The following is a 20,384-nucleotide window of genomic DNA, read 5'->3' on the forward strand; positions in this document are numbered from 1 at the left end:
CCCTACTCCGCCGCCGGCGCCGACTGGCGCGCGGCCTCTCGCTCCAGTTCCTCCAGCAGCGCGTCCTCGACGAGTCGCGCCACCCCCGCCACGGTGGGGTTCTCCAGGAGGCTGCGGAAGGCGATCCGGATGCCGAAGGTCTGCTTGATCCTGGTGATCGCCTGCACGCTGGTCAGGGACTGCCCGCCGAGGGCGAAGAAGCTGTCGTGCGCGCCGACCCGCTCCACGTGCAGGGTCTCGGACCAGATCCCGGCGATCAGCTTCTCGGTCTCGTCGCGCGGCTCCACCCACTCCTCGGCGGCCTCGACGGCCGTCTCGGCGGGGTCGGGCAGCGCGGCCCGGTCGATCTTGCCGTGCCGGGTGAGCGGGAAGGACTCCACCTCGGTGAAGGCGGCCGGCACCAGGTGCGCCGGGAGCCGCTCGGCGAGGTAACCGGCGAGCTCGGCGGCGCCGGGGACGCCGCCCGCGGCCGGCCGCAGGTAGGCGACCAGGCGGGCGTGCTCGGCCTCGCCGCGGACCAGGACGACGGACTCGGCGACGCCCGGGTGGGCGTCCAGGGCCGCGGTGATCTCGCCCGGCTCGATCCGGTAGCCGCGCAGCTTGACCTGGTCGTCGAGCCGGCCGAGGAACTCCAGCCGGCCGTCGGACAGCCGGCGGACCCGGTCGCCGGTGCGGTACAGCCGCTCCTTGGGGTCGAACGGCGCGGCCAGGAAGGCCTGTTCGGTCAGGTCGGGGCGGCCCAGGTAGCCGCGGGCCAGGCCGTCGCCGGCCAGGTACAGCTCGCCGGGCGCGCCGACCGGGGCGAGGTTGCGCTCCGGGTCCAGGACGTAGGCCCGGACGTTCTGGACGGGCAGGCCGAGGACGGGCCGGGGGCTGTCGGCGACCCGGCAGACCAGCGCGTCCACGGTGGCCTCGGTGGGCCCGTAGAAGTTGTAGGCGATCAGGTCGGACTGGGCGCGCAGCCGGTCCCACTGGGCCTGGCCGATCGCCTCGCCGCCGAGCGCCGCGCCGCGCAGCGGGTGGGTGCCGGGGGCGAGCAGTCCGGCGTCGTCGAGCTGGCGGAACCAGGACGGGGTGGTCTGCAGGAAGTCGATCCGCTGCTCGGCGCGGTAGGCGACCAGGGCGTGCGCGTCGCGCCGCACCTCGTCGTCGACCAGGTGCAGTTCGTGGCCGGCGACCATCCACAGCACCGGGTTCCAGGAGGCGTCGAAGGACGCGGGCGCCAGGTGGGCGACCCGGACCTGCCGGTCGCCGCAGGCCTCGCGCAGCGGCTCGAAGACGGTCCGCAGGTGGCTGTCGAGCAGGTTCGCCAGGCTGCCGTGCTCGACCAGCACGCCCTTGGGCTTGCCGGTGGAGCCGGAGGTGTGGATGACGTAGGCGGCGTGCTCCGGGGCGAGGTCCGGGTCGGGGGCGGTGGCGGGCCGGGCCGCGATCGCGTCCCGCTCGCGCTCGGGGACGACCAGGGCGACGTCGGCGGGCAGCGCCAGCGTGGTGCTCGCGGCCTCGTCGGCGATCACCACCCGGGGCTTGACGTCCTCGACCAGCAGCCGCAGGCGCTCGGCCGGGGCGGCCGGGTCCAGCGGGGTGTAGACGCCGCCCGCCTTGAGCACCGCGAGCAGCGCGGTGATCAGGCCGGGGCCGCGCCGCAGGCAGACCGCGACCGGCACCTCGGGGCCGACGCCCCGGTCGGCGAGGTGGTGGGCGAGCCGGTTGGCCCGCTCGTCCAGCTCGGCGAAGGTGATCCGCTCGCCGCCGTGGACCAGGGCGACGGCCTGCGGGGTGGCGGCGGCCTGGCGGGCGAACCGCTCGGGCACCAGGGCGTCGGTGGTGAGCGCGGTGGCGGTCTCGTTGTGGCCGGTGAGCAGCCGCTCCCGGTGGGCGGGGGCCAGCGCGCGCAGCTCGGCGAGGGTGCGCTCGGGCTCGGCCGCGATCTCCTCCAGCAGGGCGCGCAGGTCGCCGGTGACGCGGTCGGCGGTGTCGGCGTCGAAGAGCCCGGGGTCGTAGGCGAGCCGGAAGGAGAGCTGCTCGCCGGCGAAGACCGCGAGCACCATGGCGTAGCTGGTGGGCTCCTGGGAGCGCACGTCGCAGATCCGGATGCCCTGGTCGGAGCCCAGTTCGCCGTCGAAGGGGTAGTTCTCGACGACCACGTAGCTGTCGAACAGGTCGACCCCGGCGGGCAGCCCGGTCCAGCCGCGGATCTGCGCCAGCGAGACGTACTCGTAGCTGCGGGCCTGGACCTGGTCGCGCTGGAGGTCGCCCAGCCAGTCGAGGACGGGCTGTTCGGGGCGGACCTCGACCCGCACCGGCAGGTTGTTGATGAACAGGCCGATCATCGACTCGACGTCGGGCAGGTCGGCGGGGCGGCCGGAGACGGCCGAGCCGAAGCAGACCTCCCGCTCCCCCGCGTAGCGCGAGAGCGTCAGCGCCCAGGCGCCCTGGGCGAGCGTGTTGGTGGTGAGCCGGTGGCGCCGGGCGACCTCGGCGAGCCGCTCGCTGACCTCGGGCTCCAGCTGGAAGACGCTGGTCGCCTCGCTGCCCTGGCGGGCCGCCTCCTCGCCGGCCCGGTCGGCCGGCAGGGCGGTCGGGGCGGTGAAGCCGTCGAGCAGCTCGCGCCAGTAGCGCTCGGCGTCGGCCAGGTCCTGCTCGCCGAGCCAGGCGACGTAGTCGCGGAACGGGCGGCGGGCGGCCGGGCCGGGCCGGTCGTGGCCGGTGAGCCGGAGGTAGTCGTCGACCACCTCGGAGACCAGTTCGGCGCTGCTCCAGCCGTCCAGCAGCAGGTGGTGCGAGGTCCAGACGACCCGCAGGGCGCCGTCCGGCTCGTCGATCAGGGCCAGGCGCATCAGCGGCGCCACGGCCAGGTCGATGCCGCGGGTGCGGTCCTCGGCGAGGTAGGCGGCGAACCGCTGCTCGCGCTCGGCCGCCGGCAGGGCGCTCCAGTCCAGCCGCTCGACGGGCACGGTGACGTGCTCGCGGACCACCTGGAGCGGCTGGTCGGTGTCGACCCGGGCGAAGCCGGTGCGCAGCATCGGGGTCCGGTCGGCGAGGCGCTGCCAGGCCTCGGCGAAGGCGTCCGCGTCCACGCCGCCCTCCAGCAGGAAGGACAGCTGGCCGAGGTAGACGCCCTCGCCCTCCTCGGTGAGGCTGTGGAACAGCAGGCCGTGCTGCATCGGCGTGGCCGGGTAGAGGTCGGCGATCCGGCCCAGGGCGGTCAGTTCGTCCAGCAGCGGCTGGTCGACCCGGGCGAGCGGGAAGTCCGAGGGGGTGGCCCCGGAGGCGGCGGCGCCGGCCTCGCGGCAGTGCGCGACGATCCCGCGCAGGGCCTCGACCAGCTGGTCGCCGACCCGCTGGACGGTCTCGGTGGTGTGGGTCGCGGTGGAGTGGAACAGCTCGAAGCCGAGCTTGCCGTCGCGCACGTACGCCACGATGTCGAGCGGGTACTCCAGCAGTTCCCCGGGCGCCTGCTCGGTGCCGTAGCCGAGCCGCACGTCGTGCAGCAGGCCGCCGTCGTGGCCGTCGACGACCCGGCCGAGGTAGTTGAAGCCGACCTGGGCGCGGGGGCCTTCGGCGAGCAGCTCGCCGGGCGCCCCGGCCGGGCTGAGGTGGCGCAGCGCGCCGTAGCCGATGCCGCGCTGGGGGACGGCCCGCAGCTGCTCCTTGACGGAGCGGAGCCTGGCGCCCCAGTCGGCGCCGTCGGCGGTGTCCAGGGCGACCGGGAAGGAGGTGGTGAACCAGCCGGTGGTGCGGCTCAGGTCGACGTCGTCGAAGATCTCCTCGCGGCCGTGGCCCTCCAGGTCCACCAGGACGGCGGAGCGGCCGGTCCAGTCGGCGAGCACCCGGGCGAGCGCGGTCAGCAGGACGTCGTTGACCTGGGTGCGGTAGACCGCGGGGACCTCGCGCAGCAGCGCGTCGGTGCTCTCCGCGTCCAGGCCGACCCGGACGGCGGCGGCGGTGGCGACGGTCGGGGTGCCGGTGAGGTCGGCGGGCAGCGGCTCGCCGCCGGCGCGGCCGGCCGCGAACCAGTGGTCCAGCTCCTCGTCGAAGCCGCCGACCGCGGTGTGCTCGGAGAGCCGGCGGGACCAGTCGAGGAAGGAGGTGCCGCGCGAGCCGAGGTCGACCGGCCGGCCCTCGGCGGCCTGCCGGTAGGCCGTCTCCAGGTCGCCGAGCAGGGTCTGCCAGGAGACCGCGTCGACCACCAGGTGGTGGGCGGTGAGGAAGAGCCGGGCGCCGGCGGTGCCGCCGAGGTCGGCCAGCACGGCCCGCACCAGCGGGCCCTCGGCCAGGTCGAAGCCGGACTGGGCGGCGGTCGCGGCGGCCAGCAGCGCGCCCTCCGGGTCGGCCTCCAGGGTGAGGTCCAGCCGCTCCAGCGGCCAGCCGTCGCCGGGGGCGGCGATCTCCTGCTGCCAGCGGCCGTAGACGGTGCGGAAGCGGGTGCGCAGGGCGTCGTGGTGGGTGAGGAGGGCGTCGAGCGCGGTGCGCAGGTGCGCCTCGTCGGGGAGTTCGCGCAGCTCGGCCAGCACGGACATGGTGCTGTGCTGGGGGGCCTCGGTGTGGTGTTGGAAGAAGGCGCGCTGGATCGGGGTCAGCGGCGCCCTTCCGGTGACGGGTTCGGTGTTCACGCCGGCCGGCTCCTCGGGTTCGTGGGTCGAGATCGCGGCGGCGATCCCGGCGATGGTCTGGTGGCTGAAGATGTCCTGCGAGCTGAGGCGCAGTCCCAACTGCCGCGCCCGGGAGACGACCTGGATGCTCAGGATCGAGTCACCGCCCAGGTCGAAGAAGTTGTCGTCGACGCCGACCTCGGGCACCCGGAAGACCTCCGCCCAGAGCCCGGCGAGCGCCTGCTCGGCGGGGTTGCGGGGGGCCGTCCTGGTGGTGGCCGGGCGGTCGTCGGCGGCCGCGGCCGGCAGCGCCCGCCGGTCCACCTTGCCGTTGGCGTTCAGCGGCAGCCGGTCGAGCCGGACGAAGGCCTGCGGCACCATGTGGCGGGGCAGCGAGCCCTCCAGGTAGCGGCGCAGCTCGGCGCTCTCCGGTGCGGTGCCGGGCCGGGGCACGACGTACCCGGTCAGGACGGCGCCCGGCTCGGAGCGCAGCGCCGCGACGGCCTCCAGGACGTCGGGGTGGCGGCGCAGGACGGCCTCGATCTCGGCGAGTTCCACCCGGAACCCGCGGATCTTGACCTGGTCGTCGCCGCGGCCGAGGAACTCGACGTCGCCGGTGGGCAGGAAGCGGGCCTGGTCGCCGGTGCGGTAGAGCCGGCCGTCGGGGTGGGGCGTGAACGGGTCGGCGGAGAAGCGCTCCTCGGTGAGGTCGGGGCGGCCCAGGTAGCCCCGGGTGACGCCGCTGCCGCCGAGGAAGAGCTCGCCGACGACGCCGACCGGCAGCGGCTCCAGGTCCGCGTCCAGGACGTACATCCGGGTGCCCGGGATGGGCCGGCCGATCGGCACGGACGCGACGTCCGGCAGGCTCTGCGGGGTGACGGTGAAGTACGAGGACTCGACGGTGGCCTCGGTGACGCCGTAGGAGTTGAGCACGACGGTGCCGGGGGCGACGCTCTTCAGCAGCCGGCGGCAGTCGTCGGTGCGCCAGTTGTCCGAGCCGACGGCCAGGTAGCGCAGCGGCGGGAAGGCCCGGCCGGTGCGGGCGGCCTCGTCGGCCAGCGCGTTGGCCAGCGAGGGCACCGTCTCGACGTGGGTGACGCGCTGGCGCTCCATCAGGTCGAGCAGGCGCACCGGGTCGGTGGTGGCGTCCTTCGGGCAGAGCACCAGGGCGCCGCCGGTGGTCAGCGCGTGCGTCAGGTCGGAGACGAAGACGTCGAAGGCCATGCTGGCGAGGTTGAGCTGGCGGACGGGGCCGCGGTCGAGCCGGTAGGCCTCGCGCCAGGCCGCGGCGGCCCGGGCGACGCTGCGGTGCTCGACCGTGACGCCCTTGGGCTTGCCGGTGGAGCCGGAGGTGTAGATGACGTAGGCGAGGTTGTCCGGGGTCACCTCGGTGCTGGGCGCCTCGGCGGGCCAGCTGTCGATCTCCTCGCGGTCGGCGTCCAGGCAGAGCACGGTCGCGTCGCACAGCGGGAGCCGCTCGGCGAGGTCCCGTTGGGTGACGAGCATCGCGGCGGCGCTGTCGTCCAGCACCAGGCGCAGCCGCTCGGCGGGGTGGGCGGGGTCCAGCGGCAGGTAGGCGGCGCCGGCCTTGAGGACGCCGAGGGCGGCGACGACGGTGTCCGGGCCGCGGTCCAGGCAGATGGCGACGACGGTCTCCGGGCCGATGCCCTGGCCGACGAGGTGCTGGGCGAGCCGGTTGGCCCGGGCCTCCAGTTCCGCGTAGGTCAGCACGGTCTCCTCGAAGACCACCGCCTCGGCGTCCGGGGTCTGCTGCGCTTGCTCGGCGATCAGCTCGTGCAGGCAGGCGTCGGCGCCCGGGGTGCCGGTGTCGTTCCACTCGTACAGGACGCGGTCGCGGGCGCGCAGCGACAGCATCGGGACGTCGCCGACCCGCTGGCCGGGGGCGGTGGGCATGCTGCCGAGCAGGACGGCGAGCTGGTCGGCGAGCACCTCGGCCTGGGCGCGGTCGTAGAGCGCCGGGTCGTAGGAGAGCAGCAGGGTCAGCGAGCCGTCGTCGTCGTAGGCGGTGAGGTCCAGCGTGAAGCTGGTGGTGTCGACGGCGCGGACGTCGCTGAGGCGCAGTCCGTGGCGTTCGGCGGCGGCCCCGTTGCCCGGGTAGTTCTCGAACACCACCAGGGTCTGGAACAGCGCGCTGCCGCGCGGGACCTTGCTGCTGCGCTGGATCTCGGCGATCGAGGAGTACTCGAAGCGCCGGGATTCGGCCTGCTCGGCCTGGAGGGCCGCCAGCCACTCCACCAGCGGGGCGTCCTGGTCGACCTCGGTGCGCAGCGGCAGGGTGTTGAGCAGGTTGCCGACCATGGTGTCGGCGCCGGGCAGCTCGGTCGGGCGGCCGGCCACGGTGGTGCCGAAGCAGACGTCGCGCTGCCCGGAGTGGCGGGCCAGCAGGATCGCCCAGGCGCCCTGGACGGCGGTGTTGAGGGTGAGCCGGTGGCGGCGGACCATCGCGACCAGCGCGTCGGTCTCGGCGCCGGACAGGCCCACCCGGACCTGCCCGGCGGACTGGGACTCGTGGCCCTGGGGCACCGAGCGGCCGAAGGGCAGCTGGGTCGGCGCGTCCAGGTCGCCCAGCAGGGCGCTCCAGTGGGCGGCGGCCGCGGCCTTGTCCTGCCGGGCCAGCCAGGCGACGTAGTCGCGGAACGGCCGGCGCTCGGGCAGGGCCGGGGCCTTGCCCCTGCCGTCGGTGAGCGCCTGGTAGGCGGCGAAGAGGTCGGCGAACAGGTGCGAGGTGCTCCAGCCGTCCAGGACGGCGTGGTGGAAGGTCCACACGACGCGGACGGTCCGCTCGTCCTCGCGGGCGAGGGCGAGGCGCATCAGCGGCGCCCGGGACAGCTCGATCCCGGTGGCGCGCTCCTCGTCGATCAGCGCCTTGAGCCGGCGGTCCAGTTCGGCGGCGGGCAGGCCGGTCCAGTCGAGGTGGCGCACCGTCAGCCGGGCGGAGCGCTCGACCACCTGGACGGGCTCGGGGACGCCGTCCCAGACCAGCCGGGTGCGCAGCGCGGGGGTGCGGTCGACCACCTGCTGCCAGGCGGCGGCCAGCGCGTCGACGTCGCGGACGCCCTCCAGCCGGAAGGCGACGTGGTCGGAGTAGGCGCCGACGCCGTCCTGGTTGAGGGTGTGGAAGAGCATCCCGCTCTGCATCGGGGTCAGCGGGTGGATGTCCTCGACGGCGGAGCCGGCCGGCACCAGCCGGTCGACGGTCGCCTGGTCGAGGGTGAGCAGCGGGAAGTCGCCGGGGGTGGCGCCGCCGGCGCCGGGGGCCAGGCAGTGCTCGACGAGTTCGGTCAGGGCCGCCGCGAAGTCGTCGGCGAGCCGCTGCACGGTGGCCTGGTCGTGGCGCTGCGGCGCGTAGTGGAAGTCGAAGGTCAGCACGCCGTGCCGGACCTCGCCGACGATGTCCAGCAGGTGCGGCCGCTCCTCGTCCGGGTGGTGGTCCAGGCCGTAGTCGGGTTCGACGGCGCGGAACAGCTCGCTCCCGGCCGCGGCGTCGCTCCACTGGCCGAGGTAGTTGAAGCTGACCTGGGGCTGCGGCGCCGCGGCCAGGGCGGCGGCCTGCGGCTGGTCGCCGCGCAGGTAGCGCAGCGGGCCGTAGCCGGCGCCGCGGCCGGGCACGGCGCGCAGCAGTTCCTTGGTGTCGCGGATGAGCCGGCCGAGCGGGCGGTCGGCCGGGGACTCCAGCAGCACCGGGAAGATCGAGGTGAACCAGCCGACCGTCCGGGAGACGTCGGTGCCGTCGAGGATCTCCTCGCGGCCGTGGCCTTCCAGGGTGATCAGGGTGCGGGCCCGGCCGGTGAAGCGGGCGAGTGCGCGGCCGAGGGCGGTCAGCAGGACGTCGTTGACCTGGGTGCGGTAGACGGCGGGCACGTCCTGGAGCAGTTGCCGGGTGCGCTCGGCGTCGAGGCCGGCCGAGACGGCGCGGGTGTCGCCGACGCTGTTGCGGCCCTCCCGGTCGGTGGGCAGGTCGGCGGAGCCGGCCGGCACCGGGCGGGCCCAGTGCGCCAGTTCGTCGTCCAGGCCGCCGTCCTGGGTGAAGGCGGCGAGGCGGCGCGCCCAGCCGCGGTACGAGGTGCCGGCCGGGCCGAGGTCGACGTCCTCGCCGCGGACGGCCTGCCGGTAGGCGCTCTCCAGGTCCTCCAGGAGGATCCGCCAGGAGACGCCGTCCACGGCCAGGTGGTGCACGGTGAGCAGCAGCCGCGCGGGCTCGCCGGCGCCGTGGTCGAACAGCAGGGTGCGCACCAGCGGCCCTTCGGCCGGGTCGAGCGAGGCCTGCGCGGCCTCGGCGAGGGTGCGCATGGCGGCGGCGCGCTCGCCGGGGGCGGCCTGGTCGAGGGTGATCCGCTCGATCCGGGCCTCGGTCGGCACGGCGTCGGCGTCCGGCGCGGTGACGGTCTGGACCCGCCGGCCGTCGGGGCCGGTGGCGAAGCGGGTGCGCAGGGCCTCGTGCCGGCGGACGAGGCCGGCCAGGGCGCGGGCCAGCGCGGGTTCGTCGACCGCGCCGTCCAGGGTGATCAGCACGGACTGGTTGAAGTGGTGGGCGCCGCGGGTGTGGTGGGCGAAGAACCACTCCTGGACGGGGCCGAGCGGGGCCGGCTCGTGGTCGTCGGCGTCGACCTGGACGACCGGGGCCTGCTCCACCGGGCGGGCGGCGCGGGCGAGGTCGGCGAGCGACTGCCGGGAGAAGATGTCCTTCGAGGTGATGACGAGTCCGGCCCGGCGGGCCCGGGCGACCACCTGGATGCTCAGGATGGAGTCGCCGCCGAGTTCGAAGAAATTGTCGTCGGCGCCGACCTTGCCGATGCCGAGCACCTCCGACCAGACCTCGGCGAGCGCCTGCTCGGCCGGGTCCTCGGGGGCCCGGTAGTCCTCCCGCTCCAGGGGGGCGTCCGGCGCCGGCAGGGCCCGGACGTCGACCTTGCCGTTGGGGGTGAGCGGGAAGGCGTCGAGGGTGGCGAAGGCGGTCGGGACGCTGTAGGAAGGCAGCCGCTGCTCGGCGAAGGCGCGCAGGTCCAGCGGCGCGATGACGGCGCCGGGCTCGGCGCGCAGGTAGCCGACCAGCCGCTTGTGGTCGCCGTCCGCGAGGGCGACCACCAGGGCCTCGGCCACCGCGGGGTGGGCCTCCAGGACGGCTTCGACCTCGCCGGGCTCGATCCGGTAGCCGCGGACCTTGACCTGGGTGTCGGCGCGGCCGAGGTACTCGACCAGGCCGTCGGCCCAGCGCACCACGTCCCCGGTGCGGTACATCCGCTCGCCGGGCTCCGCCGCGAACGGCGAGGGCTGGAAGCGCTCCTCGGTCAGCTCCGGGCGGCCCAGGTAGCCGCGGGCGACGCCGGGGCCGGCGATCCAGAGCTCGCCGGGCACGCCGGGCGGGACGGGGCGGCGGCGCTCGTCGAGGACGTACACCGCCGTGTTGGAGATCGGGCGGCCGATCGGGATGGCGCGCACGCCGTCGGTCTCGCGGATCAGGTGGGAGACGGCGAAGGTGGTGGTCTCGGTCGGGCCGTAGCCGTTGACCAGCCGCTGCGGCGGGGCGCCGCCGGCCAGCAGTTCGGCGATCCGGCGCGGGTTGAGCGCCTCGCCGCCGACCAGCAGGTGGCGCATGCCGCCGAAGGCGGTGGGCTCCAGGCCGACGACCTGGTTGAAGACGCCGGCGGTGAGGAACATCGCGGTGGCGCCGGTCGAGCGCAGTGCGGCGGCGAAGGCCGGCGGGTCGAGCAGGACGTCCTTGGTGATGACGGCGATCCGCGCCCCGGCCACCAGCGGGCCCCAGAACTCGAAGGTCGCCGCGTCGAAGGTGGCGTCGGCGACCTGCGCCACCACGTCGTCGGCCGCCAGCGGGGCGTAGTCGGCGCCGCGGACCAGCCGGACGATGGAGCGGTGCTCGACCACGACGCCCTTGGGCCGGCCGGTGGAACCGGAGGTGTAGATGACGTAGGCGGCGCTCTCGGGCCCCGCGTCGGTGGCCGGCGGCCCGGCCGGGAGGGCGGCCAGCTCGGCGGTGCGCTCGGCGGGCAGCAGGGCCGGGACGGCCAGGTCGGGCAGCCGTTCGAGCAGCTCCCGGTCGGTGACGCAGAGCGCGGCCCCGGTGTCCGCGAGCATGAACTCCAGCCGGTCGGCCGGGTAGTCCGGGTCCAGCGGCACGTAGGTGCAGCCGGCCTTGAGCACGGCCAGCAGGGCGACGACCAGGCCGGTGCCGCGGGGCAGGCAGACCGCGACGTGCTGGCCTGGGCGGGCGCCGTGGTCGAGCAGCAGCCGGGCCAACCGGTCGGCCTGCTCGTCGAGCTGACGGTAAGTCAGCTCGCCTTCGGCGGCGGTGACGGCGATGGCGTCGGGGGTGGCCGCGGCCTGCTCGGCGACCAGCGAGTGGACGGTCCGGTCGGCCGGGTAGGGCACCCGGTTCTCGGCCCAGTCGCGGGTGACGGTGTCGAGTTCGGCGGCGGTGAGCAGCGGCAGGTCGCCGACCGGGCGGTCGGCGTCGGCGGCGACGCCCGCCAGCAGGAGCAGCAGCCGGGTGCAGAGCGCGTCGACGGTCGAGGCGTCGAACAGGTCGGTGTTGTACTCCACCGTCCCGCCCAGCGTGCCGTCGGCGGCCGGGGTGAACTCCAGCGTCAGGTCGAAGATGGAGGACACCGAGGGCGCGCGGAACTCCTCGACGGCCGGGCCGCCGAAGTCGGGCAGGGCCCCGGGGTCGTTCTGGAGCACGAGGGCGGCCTGCACCAGCGGGGTGCGGCTCGGGTCGCGCTCGGGCTGGATCTCGTCCACCAGCCGGTGGAAGGGGACGTCCTGGTTGCTGAGGGCGTCCCAGAGCTGGTCGGTGGTGCGCTCCAGCAGGTCGCCGAAGGCCTCGTCCAGGTCGATCCGGCCGTGCAGGACCAGGGTGTTGACGAAGAAGCCGACCAGCGGCTCCAGTTCGGTGCGGTCGCGGCCGACCGACACGGTGCCCAGGCCGACGGTGCGCTGGCCGGTGTGCCGGGCCAGCAGGACCTGGGTGGCGGCGGCGAGCACGGCGAAGAGCGTGGTGCCGCGTTCGGCGCCGAGCGTGTCGAGGCCGGTGGCGACCTCGGCGTCGACCTGGAAGGTGTGCAGGGCGCCGACGGTGGTGCGCACCGCCGGGCGGGGCCGGTCGGTGGGCAGCTCCAGCGGCTGGATGTCCGCCAACTCGTCGCGCCAGTAGTCCAGTTGCCCGGCCAGGCGGTCTTCGGTGCAGCGCTCGCGCTGCCAGCGGGAGTAGTCGCGGTAGCTGACCGGCAGCGGGGCGAGGGTGTGCGGGCGGCCCTCGACGGCGGCCCGGTAGAGCTCGCCGAGCTCGCCGGTCAGCAGGCCCTTGGACCAGCCGTCGGCGGCGATGTGGTGCAGGTTGAGGAAGAGCGCGTGGTCGTCCGGGCCGTGCCGCACGACCGTGGAGCGCAGCAGCGGGCCGCTGGCGAGGTCGAAGGGGGTGGCGAGTTCGCGGCGCAGCAGCGCGGCGAACTCGGCCTCCCGCTCGTCGGCGCCCAGCGCGCTCAGGTCCACCGGCTCGGTGTCCGGGGCGTAGGCGGGCCGGACCTCCTGGCGGGCCACGCCGTCCTCGGTGGTGAAGACGGTGCGCAGCGGCTCGTGCCGCTCGACCAGGCCGGTCAGCGCGGTGCGCAGCGCGGCCAGGTCGAGGCCGCCGCGCAGCCGGAGGCCGAAGGAGGTGGTGTACTCGACCGCGTCGGTCTCGAACTCCTGGAGGAACCAGAGCCGTTCCTGGCCGAAGGAGAGCGGGGCCGGGCCGTCGCCGCCGGGCCGGATCGCGTCGCGGTCGCCGCCGCCGGCGCCGGCGGCTGCCAGTCGCTGCCGCAGGATCTCGTCGGCGTCCTGGCCCTCGCTGTGTCGCTGGTCTGTCATCGGTTGCTCCCCCGCGCGCCACCGCGCGTCGTCGTCCGGTCCGCCGGTGTCCGGCGCACGTCTTCGAGTACTTGCTTGCGGACCTGGTCCGCGAGGGCCGCCACGGTGCGGGCGGCGAACACGTGCCGGGCCGAGACCCCGACGCCGAACACCTCCCGGATCCGGGCGGTGACCTGGAGGGTGAGCACCGAGTTGGCGCCGTGGTCGAAGACGTTGTCCTCGGCCCCCACGACGGGCACGCCCAGCACCTCGGCCCAGATCCCGGCCAGCGCCGCCTCGGTCTCGTCCCGGGGCGCGGTGGGCTCGGCCGCCGGCCGCTGCTCCTCCGGTTCCGGCAGGGCCCGCCGGTCGATCTTGCCGCTCGTGGTCATCGGGAACGCGTCCAGGACGATGACGACCGGCGGGACCATGTAGCCGGGCAGCCGCTCGGCGAGCCGGGCCCGGATCTTCTCCGGGTCGGCGGCGCCGTCCGCGGGCACCACGTAGCCGGTCAGCACGGTCTGCCCGGACGGCCTGGTCCGGGCGACCACCGCGGTCTGCTCGACGCTCTCGTCGTCGAGCAGCGCGGTCTCGATCTCGCCCAGCTCGATCCGGTAGCCGCGCACCTTGACCTGGTTGTCGATCCGCCCGAGGAATTCGAGCGTGCCGTCGGGCAGCCAGCGGACCAGGTCGCCGGTGCGGTAGAGCCTCGCGCCGGCGGTCGCGGCGAGGTGGTCCGGGACGAACCGCTCCTCGGTGAGCTCCGGGCGGCCCAGGTAGCCGCGGGCCACCCCGGCGCCGCCGACGTACAGTTCGCCGGGCACGCCCACCGGGACGGGCTCGCGGTGCTCGTCGAGCACGTAGCCGGTGGTGTTGGCGATGGGCCGGCCGATCGAGGGCAGTCGCCCGACCGGGGCGTCCTCCTCCGCCTCCAGCACCGTGCCGGTGGTGAGCACGGTGGTCTCGGTCGGGCCGTACAGGTTGGACAGCGCCATCGCGGAGCCGCGCGGCAGCCGGCGGCGCACCACGTCGGCGCCGGTGAGGATGTGGCGCACCCGGCCCTGGTGGAGCGCGGGCTGGTCGAGCAGGCCCTCCAGGCGCGGGGCCGGGATGAGGATGAGGGTGATCCCCTGCTCGACGATCCAGCCGGCGAGCAGGTGCGGGTCCTCCAGGACGCGGTCGGAGGCGAACCGGATCTCCACGCCGCAGGCGAGGGCGCCCCACTGCTCCAGCACCGTCGGGTCGAAGCCGGGCGGCACCATCTGGGTGGCCCGGTCGCCGGGCCCGGCGTCGAAGAAGTCCCGGTACCAGTCGCACAGGTTGACCACGCCGCGGTGCTCGATCAGCACGCCCTTGGCCTTGCCGGTGGAGCCCGAGGTGTAGATCACGTACGCGAGGTCGGACGGGCCGACGGCGACCTCGGGCGGCCCGTCGTGCGTGCCGGGCCCGGTGTCCTCGACGTACAGCACCTCGACGCCTTCCGGCGCCTCGGGCCCGGGCAGGTCGCGCTGGGTGAGGAGCACCGGCACCCCGGCGTCCTGGAGCACGTAGACCGTCCGGTCGTCGGGCAGTTCGGGGTCGAGCGGCAGGTAGGCGGCGCCGGCCTTGAGCACGGCGAGCTGGGCGATCGTCATCTCGGCGGCGCGCCGGGTCCGGACGCCGACGACGGTGCCCGGGCCGACGCCGCGGTCGGCCAGCCGGTGGGCCAGCGCGTCCGTCAGCGCGTCGAGTTCGGCGAAGGTCAGGCTGCGGTCCTCGGTGGTGACGGCCGCGGCCTCCGGGGTGCGCCGGGCCTGGTCGGCGACCAGGCCGTGGATGGTCGCCGTGTGGAACCGGGCGCCGGTCGCGGTGGCGTTCCAGCCGGTGGTGACCAGCCGGCGTTCCTGCTCGTCCATCAGCGGCAGCTCGTCGACGAGCCGGTCCGGGTCGGCCGCCGCCATGCCCTCCAGCAGCACGGTGAGGTGGCGGGCGGTCCGGGCGACGGTCTCCGGGTCGAAGAGCGCCGTGCTGTACTCGACCAGGCCGCCGAGCCGCCCGTCGCGCTCCTCGAACTCGAAGCCGATGTCGAACAGCGCGTGCATCCGCGGCAGGGCGCTCTCCTCGACCCGCAGGCCGTCGGGGCCGGGCAGCGCATCCTGGGCCCGCTTGAGCATCAGCGCGGCCTGGATCAGCGGGGTGCGGCTGGGGTCGCGGTCCGGCTTGAGCTCGTCGATCAGCCGGTCGTACGGCAGGTGCTGGTGGGTGAAGGCCTCCAGCACGCCCTGCCGGACGTCGGCCAGGAAGGCGCCGACGGTCGTGTCGGGGGTGGTCCGGGCGCGCAGCACCAGCGTGTTGACGAAGAAGCCGAGCACGTCCTCCAGTTCGCTGTGCTCGCGGCCGGAGACGATGGTGCCGACGGCGACGTCGCGCTGGCGCGCGTACCGGGACAGCAGCAGTTGGACGCCCGCCGTGAGGACGGTGAACAGGGTGACGCCCTCCCGGCGGCAGAGCCGGGTGAGGGCGGCCACCAGCTCGGGGCTCAGCTCGAAGGGGTGGCCGGCGCCCCGGGTGGCGCGGGTGGCGGGCCGGGGCCGGTCGGTCGGCAGCTCCAGCGGCACCACGCCGTCCAGCCGGCGCTTCCAGTAGGCGAGGTCGGCGGCCTCCCGGGCGCCCCGCTCGCCGTGCTGGTGCACGGCGAAGTCGGCGTACTGCAGGGGTAGTTCGCTCAGCGCGGCGGGCCGGCCGGTGGCCTCCTGGCCGAGCAGGGCGACGAGCTCGCGGGCCATCACCTCCTTGGACCAGCCGTCGGTGACGACGTGGTGCATGTCGAGGACGAGCAGGTGCTCGGCGTCGGCCAGCCGGATCAGCCAGGGGCGCAGCAGCGGGCCGCCGCGCAGGTCGAAGGAGCGGCTCAGCTCGGTGCGCAGCAGCTGGTCGAGGTCGTCGACGCGCCCCTCGGCCGCGAGGTCGGTGAAGCGCACCGGCCGGTGGCCGGGGGCGTGGACGACCTGCACGCCCTGGCCGCCCTCGGTGGCGAAGGTGGTGCGCAGCGCCTCGTGCCGGGCCACCAGGGCGTCGACGGCGCGCCCGAGGGCGTCCCGGTCGAGCGGCCCGGTCAGCCGCAGGCCGAGCGGCGAGTTGTACTCGGTGCCCTGGGACTCGTAGTCGTACAGGAACCAGAGCCGCTGCTGGCCGTAGGAGAGCGGCAGCGGCCGGTCGCGGCCGACCGGCACCAGTCCGGCCCGGCGGGCGGGCTCGCTGCCCAGCCGGCCGGCCAGCCCGGCGACGGTGGGCGACTCGAACAGGGTGCGGATCGGCACCTCGACGTCCAGCACCGAGCGGATGCGCCCGATCAGCCGGGTGGCGAGCAGGGAGTGGCCGCCGAGGTCGAAGAAGCTGTCGTCGACGCCGATCGAGGCGACGCCGAGCACCTCGCAGAACAGGTCGCAGAGCTGCTCCTCGCGGGCGCTGCGCGGCCCGTGTCCGCTGCCGGCGGCGGCGGTGCCCGGGTCCGGGAGCGCGGCCCGGTCGGTCTTGCCGTTGGGGGTCAGCGGGATCTCGGGGATCGGCACCACCACGGCCGGGACCATGTAGCCGGGCAGCGTGGCGGCGGCGTGCGCGCGCAGTTCGGCCGGGTCGGCGCCGCCCTCGCCGGCCGGCACCACGTAGGAGACCAGCCGGGTGTCGCCGGCCCCGTACTCGCGGGCGACGGTGACGGCGCGGGCCACCGCGGGGTGCCGCTCCAGGACGGCGTCGATCTCGCCGGGCTCGATCCGGAAGCCGCGGACCTTCAGCTGGAAGTCGGCGCGGCCGACGTACTCCAGGTTGCCGTCGGCGGCCCAGCGGACGATGTCGCCGGTGCGGTACATGCGCTCGCCCTCGGCGCCGTACGGGTCGGGCAGGAAGCGGTCCCGGGTGAGGTCCTCGCGGTGCAGGTAGCCGGTGCCGACGCCGTCCCCGGCGATGTACAGCTCGCCGGCGGCGCCGATCGGCACCAGGCGCAGCGCCTCGTCGAGGACCCGGACCCGGGTGTTGCCGATCGGCCGGCCGATGGTCGGCGCGCCGGGGCGGTCGTCCAGGCGGGCGGCGGTGGACCAGATGGTGGTCTCGGTGGGCCCGTACAGGTTGGTGACCTCGCTGCCGAGCGCGCGCATCCGCTCGGCGAGGGCGGCCGGCAGGGCCTCCCCGCCGACCAGCATCCGCAGGCCGCGCAGCGCCTGCGGGGCCTCGTCGCACAGGGCCTGCCAGAGGCTGGGGGTGGCCTGCATGATCGTGGTGCCGGTGCGGCCGACCAGGGCGCCCAGCCCGGCGGGGTCGGTGACGGTCGCGCGGTCGGCGAGGACCACGGTGGCGCCGCCGACCAGCGGCAGGTAGAGCTCCAGGGCGGCGATGTCGAAGGCGATCGTGGTGACGGAGGTCCAGACGTCCTCGGCGGCGAGCGGGAAGAGGTCGGCCATCGAGACCAGGAAGTTGGTCAGCGCGTGGCGGCTGATGACGACGCCCTTGGGGCGGCCGGTGGAGCCGGAGGTGTAGATGACGTAGGCCGGGTCGGCGGCGGTCGCGGCGGGGCCCTGCGGCGCGGCGGGCTCCGTCGCCAGCCTGGCGCGCACCTCCTCGTCGTCCAGCAGCAGCCGGTGGGCGGCGGTGGCGGGCAGCCGCCCGGCCGTCGCGCTGTCGGTGACCAGCGCCGAGGGGGCGGCGTGGTCGAGGATGTAGCCGATCCGGTCGGCCGGGTAGTCGGGGTCGAGCGGCACGTAGGCGGCGCCGGTGCGGGCCACCGCGAGCAGGGCGACGACGAGGTCGGCGGAGCGCGGCAGCGCCAGGGCGACGAGCCGGCCCGGGGCGGCGCCGTGGCGGCGCAGCTCGCCGGCCAGCCGCTCGGCCCGGTCGTCGAGTTCGGCGTAGCTGAGCACGGTGTCGCCGGCGATCAGGGCGGTCCGCGCGGGCTGGGCGGCGGCCCGGGCCCGGAACAGTGCGGAGACGTCGGCGTCGGGCACCGGCCGGTCGGTGGCGTTCCACTCGGTCAGCAGGGCGTGCCGCTCGGCCGGGTCCAGCACCTCGTAGCCGTCCGGGTCGGCGTCCGGCGCGGCGACGGCGGCGGCCAGCAGGCGCGGCAGCGCGTCGGTGAGCCGCCGGACGGTCGCCGGGTCGAACAGCTCGGTGCTGAAGGTCGCGGCCAGCCGCAGCCCGGAGCCGTCGGGTGCGCTGCGAAAGCGCAGCTGGAGGTCGAACGGGGATTGCTGGCGGGGAAGTTGGACCACCTGGGCGTCGAGCGGGCCGAAGCCGAGCCGGGCGGGCAGGTCCTCGGCGAGGTCGAAGGCCAACTGGGCCAGCGGGTGGCGGTTGAGCGCGCGCTCGGGCCGCAGCTCGCCGACCACGGTCTCGAACGGGACGCCGCCGTGGCGCCGGGCCGTGTCGGCGACCGCCGCGCAGTCGCCGACCAGCTCGCGGAAGGAGGCGCCGGGGCGGCGCAGGACCCGCAGCACCACCGGGTTGGCCAGCGGGCCGACCACGGCGGCGCGCCGGGCGTCGTCGCGGCCGGGCAGGCTGCCGACCAGCGGGACGTCGGCGCCGGCGCCGACGCGGCCGAGCAGCGCCACGACGGCGGCGTGCAGCACCGCCTCGACGCCTGCGCCGCAGTCGGCGGCCAGGTCGGCGAGGGCCGCCGCCAGCGGGCCGTCCAGCTCGCTGCGGTACTCGTCGGCGGCGTAGCGGGTGACGGCCGGGCGCGGCCGGTCGACGGGCAGGTCGAGCTGCGCCGGCGCGCCGTCCAAGGCCGCGCGCCAGTGGGCGAGTTCGGCCGCGGCATGCTCGGTGGGCCGCTCGGGGGCGCCGTTCAGCTCCCGGTCGGCGGCGGCCGCCGCGGCGTACTGCGGGGCGGGCTCGGACGCGCCGGGGGCGGCCGGGGCGGTGGCCGCCGCGTACGCCCGGGCCAGGTCGTCGACGATCACGGCGAGCGAGCGCTCGTCGGCCGCGATCTCGTGCACCGTCAGGACCAGCACGTGGGCGTCCGGACCGGTGGCGAGCAGCCGGGCCCGCAGCGGGGGCTCCCGGGTGAGGTCCAGGCCCTGGCCGGCCGCCCGGGTCAGCGCCTCGTCGAGCTCGTCGGGGGCGACCGGCTCGGGCCGCAGCCCGGCGAACGCCCCGCCGTCGGGGGCGGGTTCGGGGCGGCAGCGACCCTCGGCCTCGCGGTGCACGGTGCCCAGCAGCGGGTGCCGCCGGACCAGGGCGTCCAGCGCGGCGCGCAGCTGCTCCGGACCCAGGCCGCCGGCCAGCCGCAGCGCCACCGTGTGGGTGTGGCCGGCGGCGCCCTCCTGGAAGCGGTTCAGGAACCACAGGCGCTGCTGCGCCGGCGACAGGACACTGTCGTTGGTGATCGTCACGTTCGCTCTCCAGCCTGTTCAGGCGACGCGTCGCAGGACGCGGCCGCCGAACTGCATGTGGTCCGCGCGCCCGGTCTCCGGGTCGAGCAGGAAGCGGCCGAGGTGTTCCACCTCGGGCAGCCGCGGGTGCCGGGCGGCGAAGAAGCGCTCGCCTCGGCCGGTCAGGTCGTACTCCATCCCGTCGTCGTCGACCAGGACGGTGGCGCCGGGGTGTGCGCCGTCCGCCGTGTCGGCGCCGGGGCGGATCCGGTACACGGTCTCGCCGTTGGCCCACTGCCCGACGCGGTCCGACAGGTCCTGCGCGGCGCCGGCGGCGGGGCCCGGCGCGTAGCCGGCGACGTCCACGCCCTCGGCCCGGAGCTGGGCCAGCAGGTCCTGCCAGGCGCCGAGGCCGGCCGCGGAGTCGGCCTGGAGGGCGATCACGGTGCCGCGTTCCGGCTGGATCCGCAGGTGGCAGGTGGCGCCCGCGCCCACGCCGTCGAGGCCGAGCCAGCGGTCGGCGCCGTTGCCGTACCGGGCCCAGCCGTGGCCCCAACCGTCGGCCAGGCCGAACGGCAGGGTGTCGAAGGGCGGTTCGGCCAGCTCCCGGACGGCCTCCTGGTCGAGCAGGGCGGCGTGCGAGGCGTCGCGGTCGTCCAGGTGGAGCCGGGCGAACGCGACCAGGTCGGTGACGGTACCGGCGATCGCGGCGGCGGGGGCGAGGTCGCGGGGGATCTCGTCGGCCGCCAGGAAGGCCGGCTCGATGTCCAGCGGCCGGAGCAGGAAGTCCGTCACGGCGTTGCGCCAACTCACCCCGGCGGCGGCCTCGATGACCTTTCCGGCCAGCGCGAACCCGGCGTTGGAGTACGAGAACGCGGTGCCGGGGGCGAACAGCGGGCCGGCCGCGACGGCGGCCCGCAGCCCGCCGTCGCCGGGGCCGTCGCAGACCAGCCCGGAGGAGTGGCTGAGCAGGTGGCGGGTCGTCAGCCTCAGCTCGGCGAAGGGTGGTTCGTTCAGGTACTCGCCGACCGGCAGGTCCAGGTCGAGGTCGCCGTCGAAGGCCAGCTGCATGGCCAGCGTCGCGGTGAAGAGCTTGGTGAGCGAGGCGAACGGCGCGGCGGGCGCCGGCCCGGGCTCCGCACCCGCCTCGGCGACGTGGAGTTCGCCGGCGTCGTAGAACGCGCACCGGAGGGAGCGCACACCGTGTTCGCGCGCGAGCCGTCCGGCCTTTTCACGCCATGACTGTGAATTCACTAAAACCCACCCACCGCATTCACCGGAATCCGAAAAAGGCGCAGCACAACAGCCCCGTTCGGCCGTGTTCCGTCCACGGCTCGTCGGTACGGGGATTACGCAAAAGGGGAATTCGCTCTGGTGAATGCAGGCTAACACCGGGCGGCGGGGCCGGTCAGGGTCGTTAAGCGGCAGCCGAATGACCCTGGTTGCCGCACTGCGAAACGCCGTTCGACCTGCCCGGAAACCCGAAAACGGGGCGGGTGGGGGCGGGGGGGGGGCCCCACAGCGCGGGGGGGGGGGGAAGGTTTTGGAGTTTTAAAAACATAATCGCGCGACGACAAAGTAAGGT

The 20,384-nt window shown here is 75.5% G+C and carries 3 protein-coding genes; all 3 read right to left on the reverse strand.

The genetic code is table 11. The features are described from left to right. Nucleotides 1–2: 2 nt before the first annotated feature. The 3 genes from ACFV61_RS06930 to ACFV61_RS06940 are packed head-to-tail and all read right to left on the reverse strand — an operon-like array spanning nt 3 to nt 20,191. Nucleotides 3–12,479: an amino acid adenylation domain-containing protein gene (locus ACFV61_RS06930; protein ID WP_380490495.1), complete on the reverse strand. Its 12,477-nt coding sequence runs from the start codon at nt 12,477–12,479 to the stop codon at nt 3–5. Beyond that, nucleotides 12,476–18,820, reverse strand: a complete 6,345-nt coding sequence (locus ACFV61_RS06935; RefSeq protein WP_380490497.1) for an amino acid adenylation domain-containing protein — start codon at nt 18,818–18,820, stop codon at nt 12,476–12,478. Before ACFV61_RS06935 ends, ACFV61_RS06930 begins: the two co-directional genes overlap by 4 nt. A gap of 18 nt (nt 18,821–18,838) precedes the next feature. Continuing rightward, nucleotides 18,839–20,191, reverse strand: coding sequence for a serine hydrolase domain-containing protein (locus ACFV61_RS06940; RefSeq protein ID WP_380490499.1), 1,353 nt, complete (start codon nt 20,189–20,191; stop codon nt 18,839–18,841). Nucleotides 20,192–20,384 lie beyond the last annotated feature (193 nt).

This window comes from Kitasatospora sp. NPDC059817, from assembly GCF_042731835.1.
Classification (GTDB): domain Bacteria; phylum Actinomycetota; class Actinomycetes; order Streptomycetales; family Streptomycetaceae; genus Kitasatospora.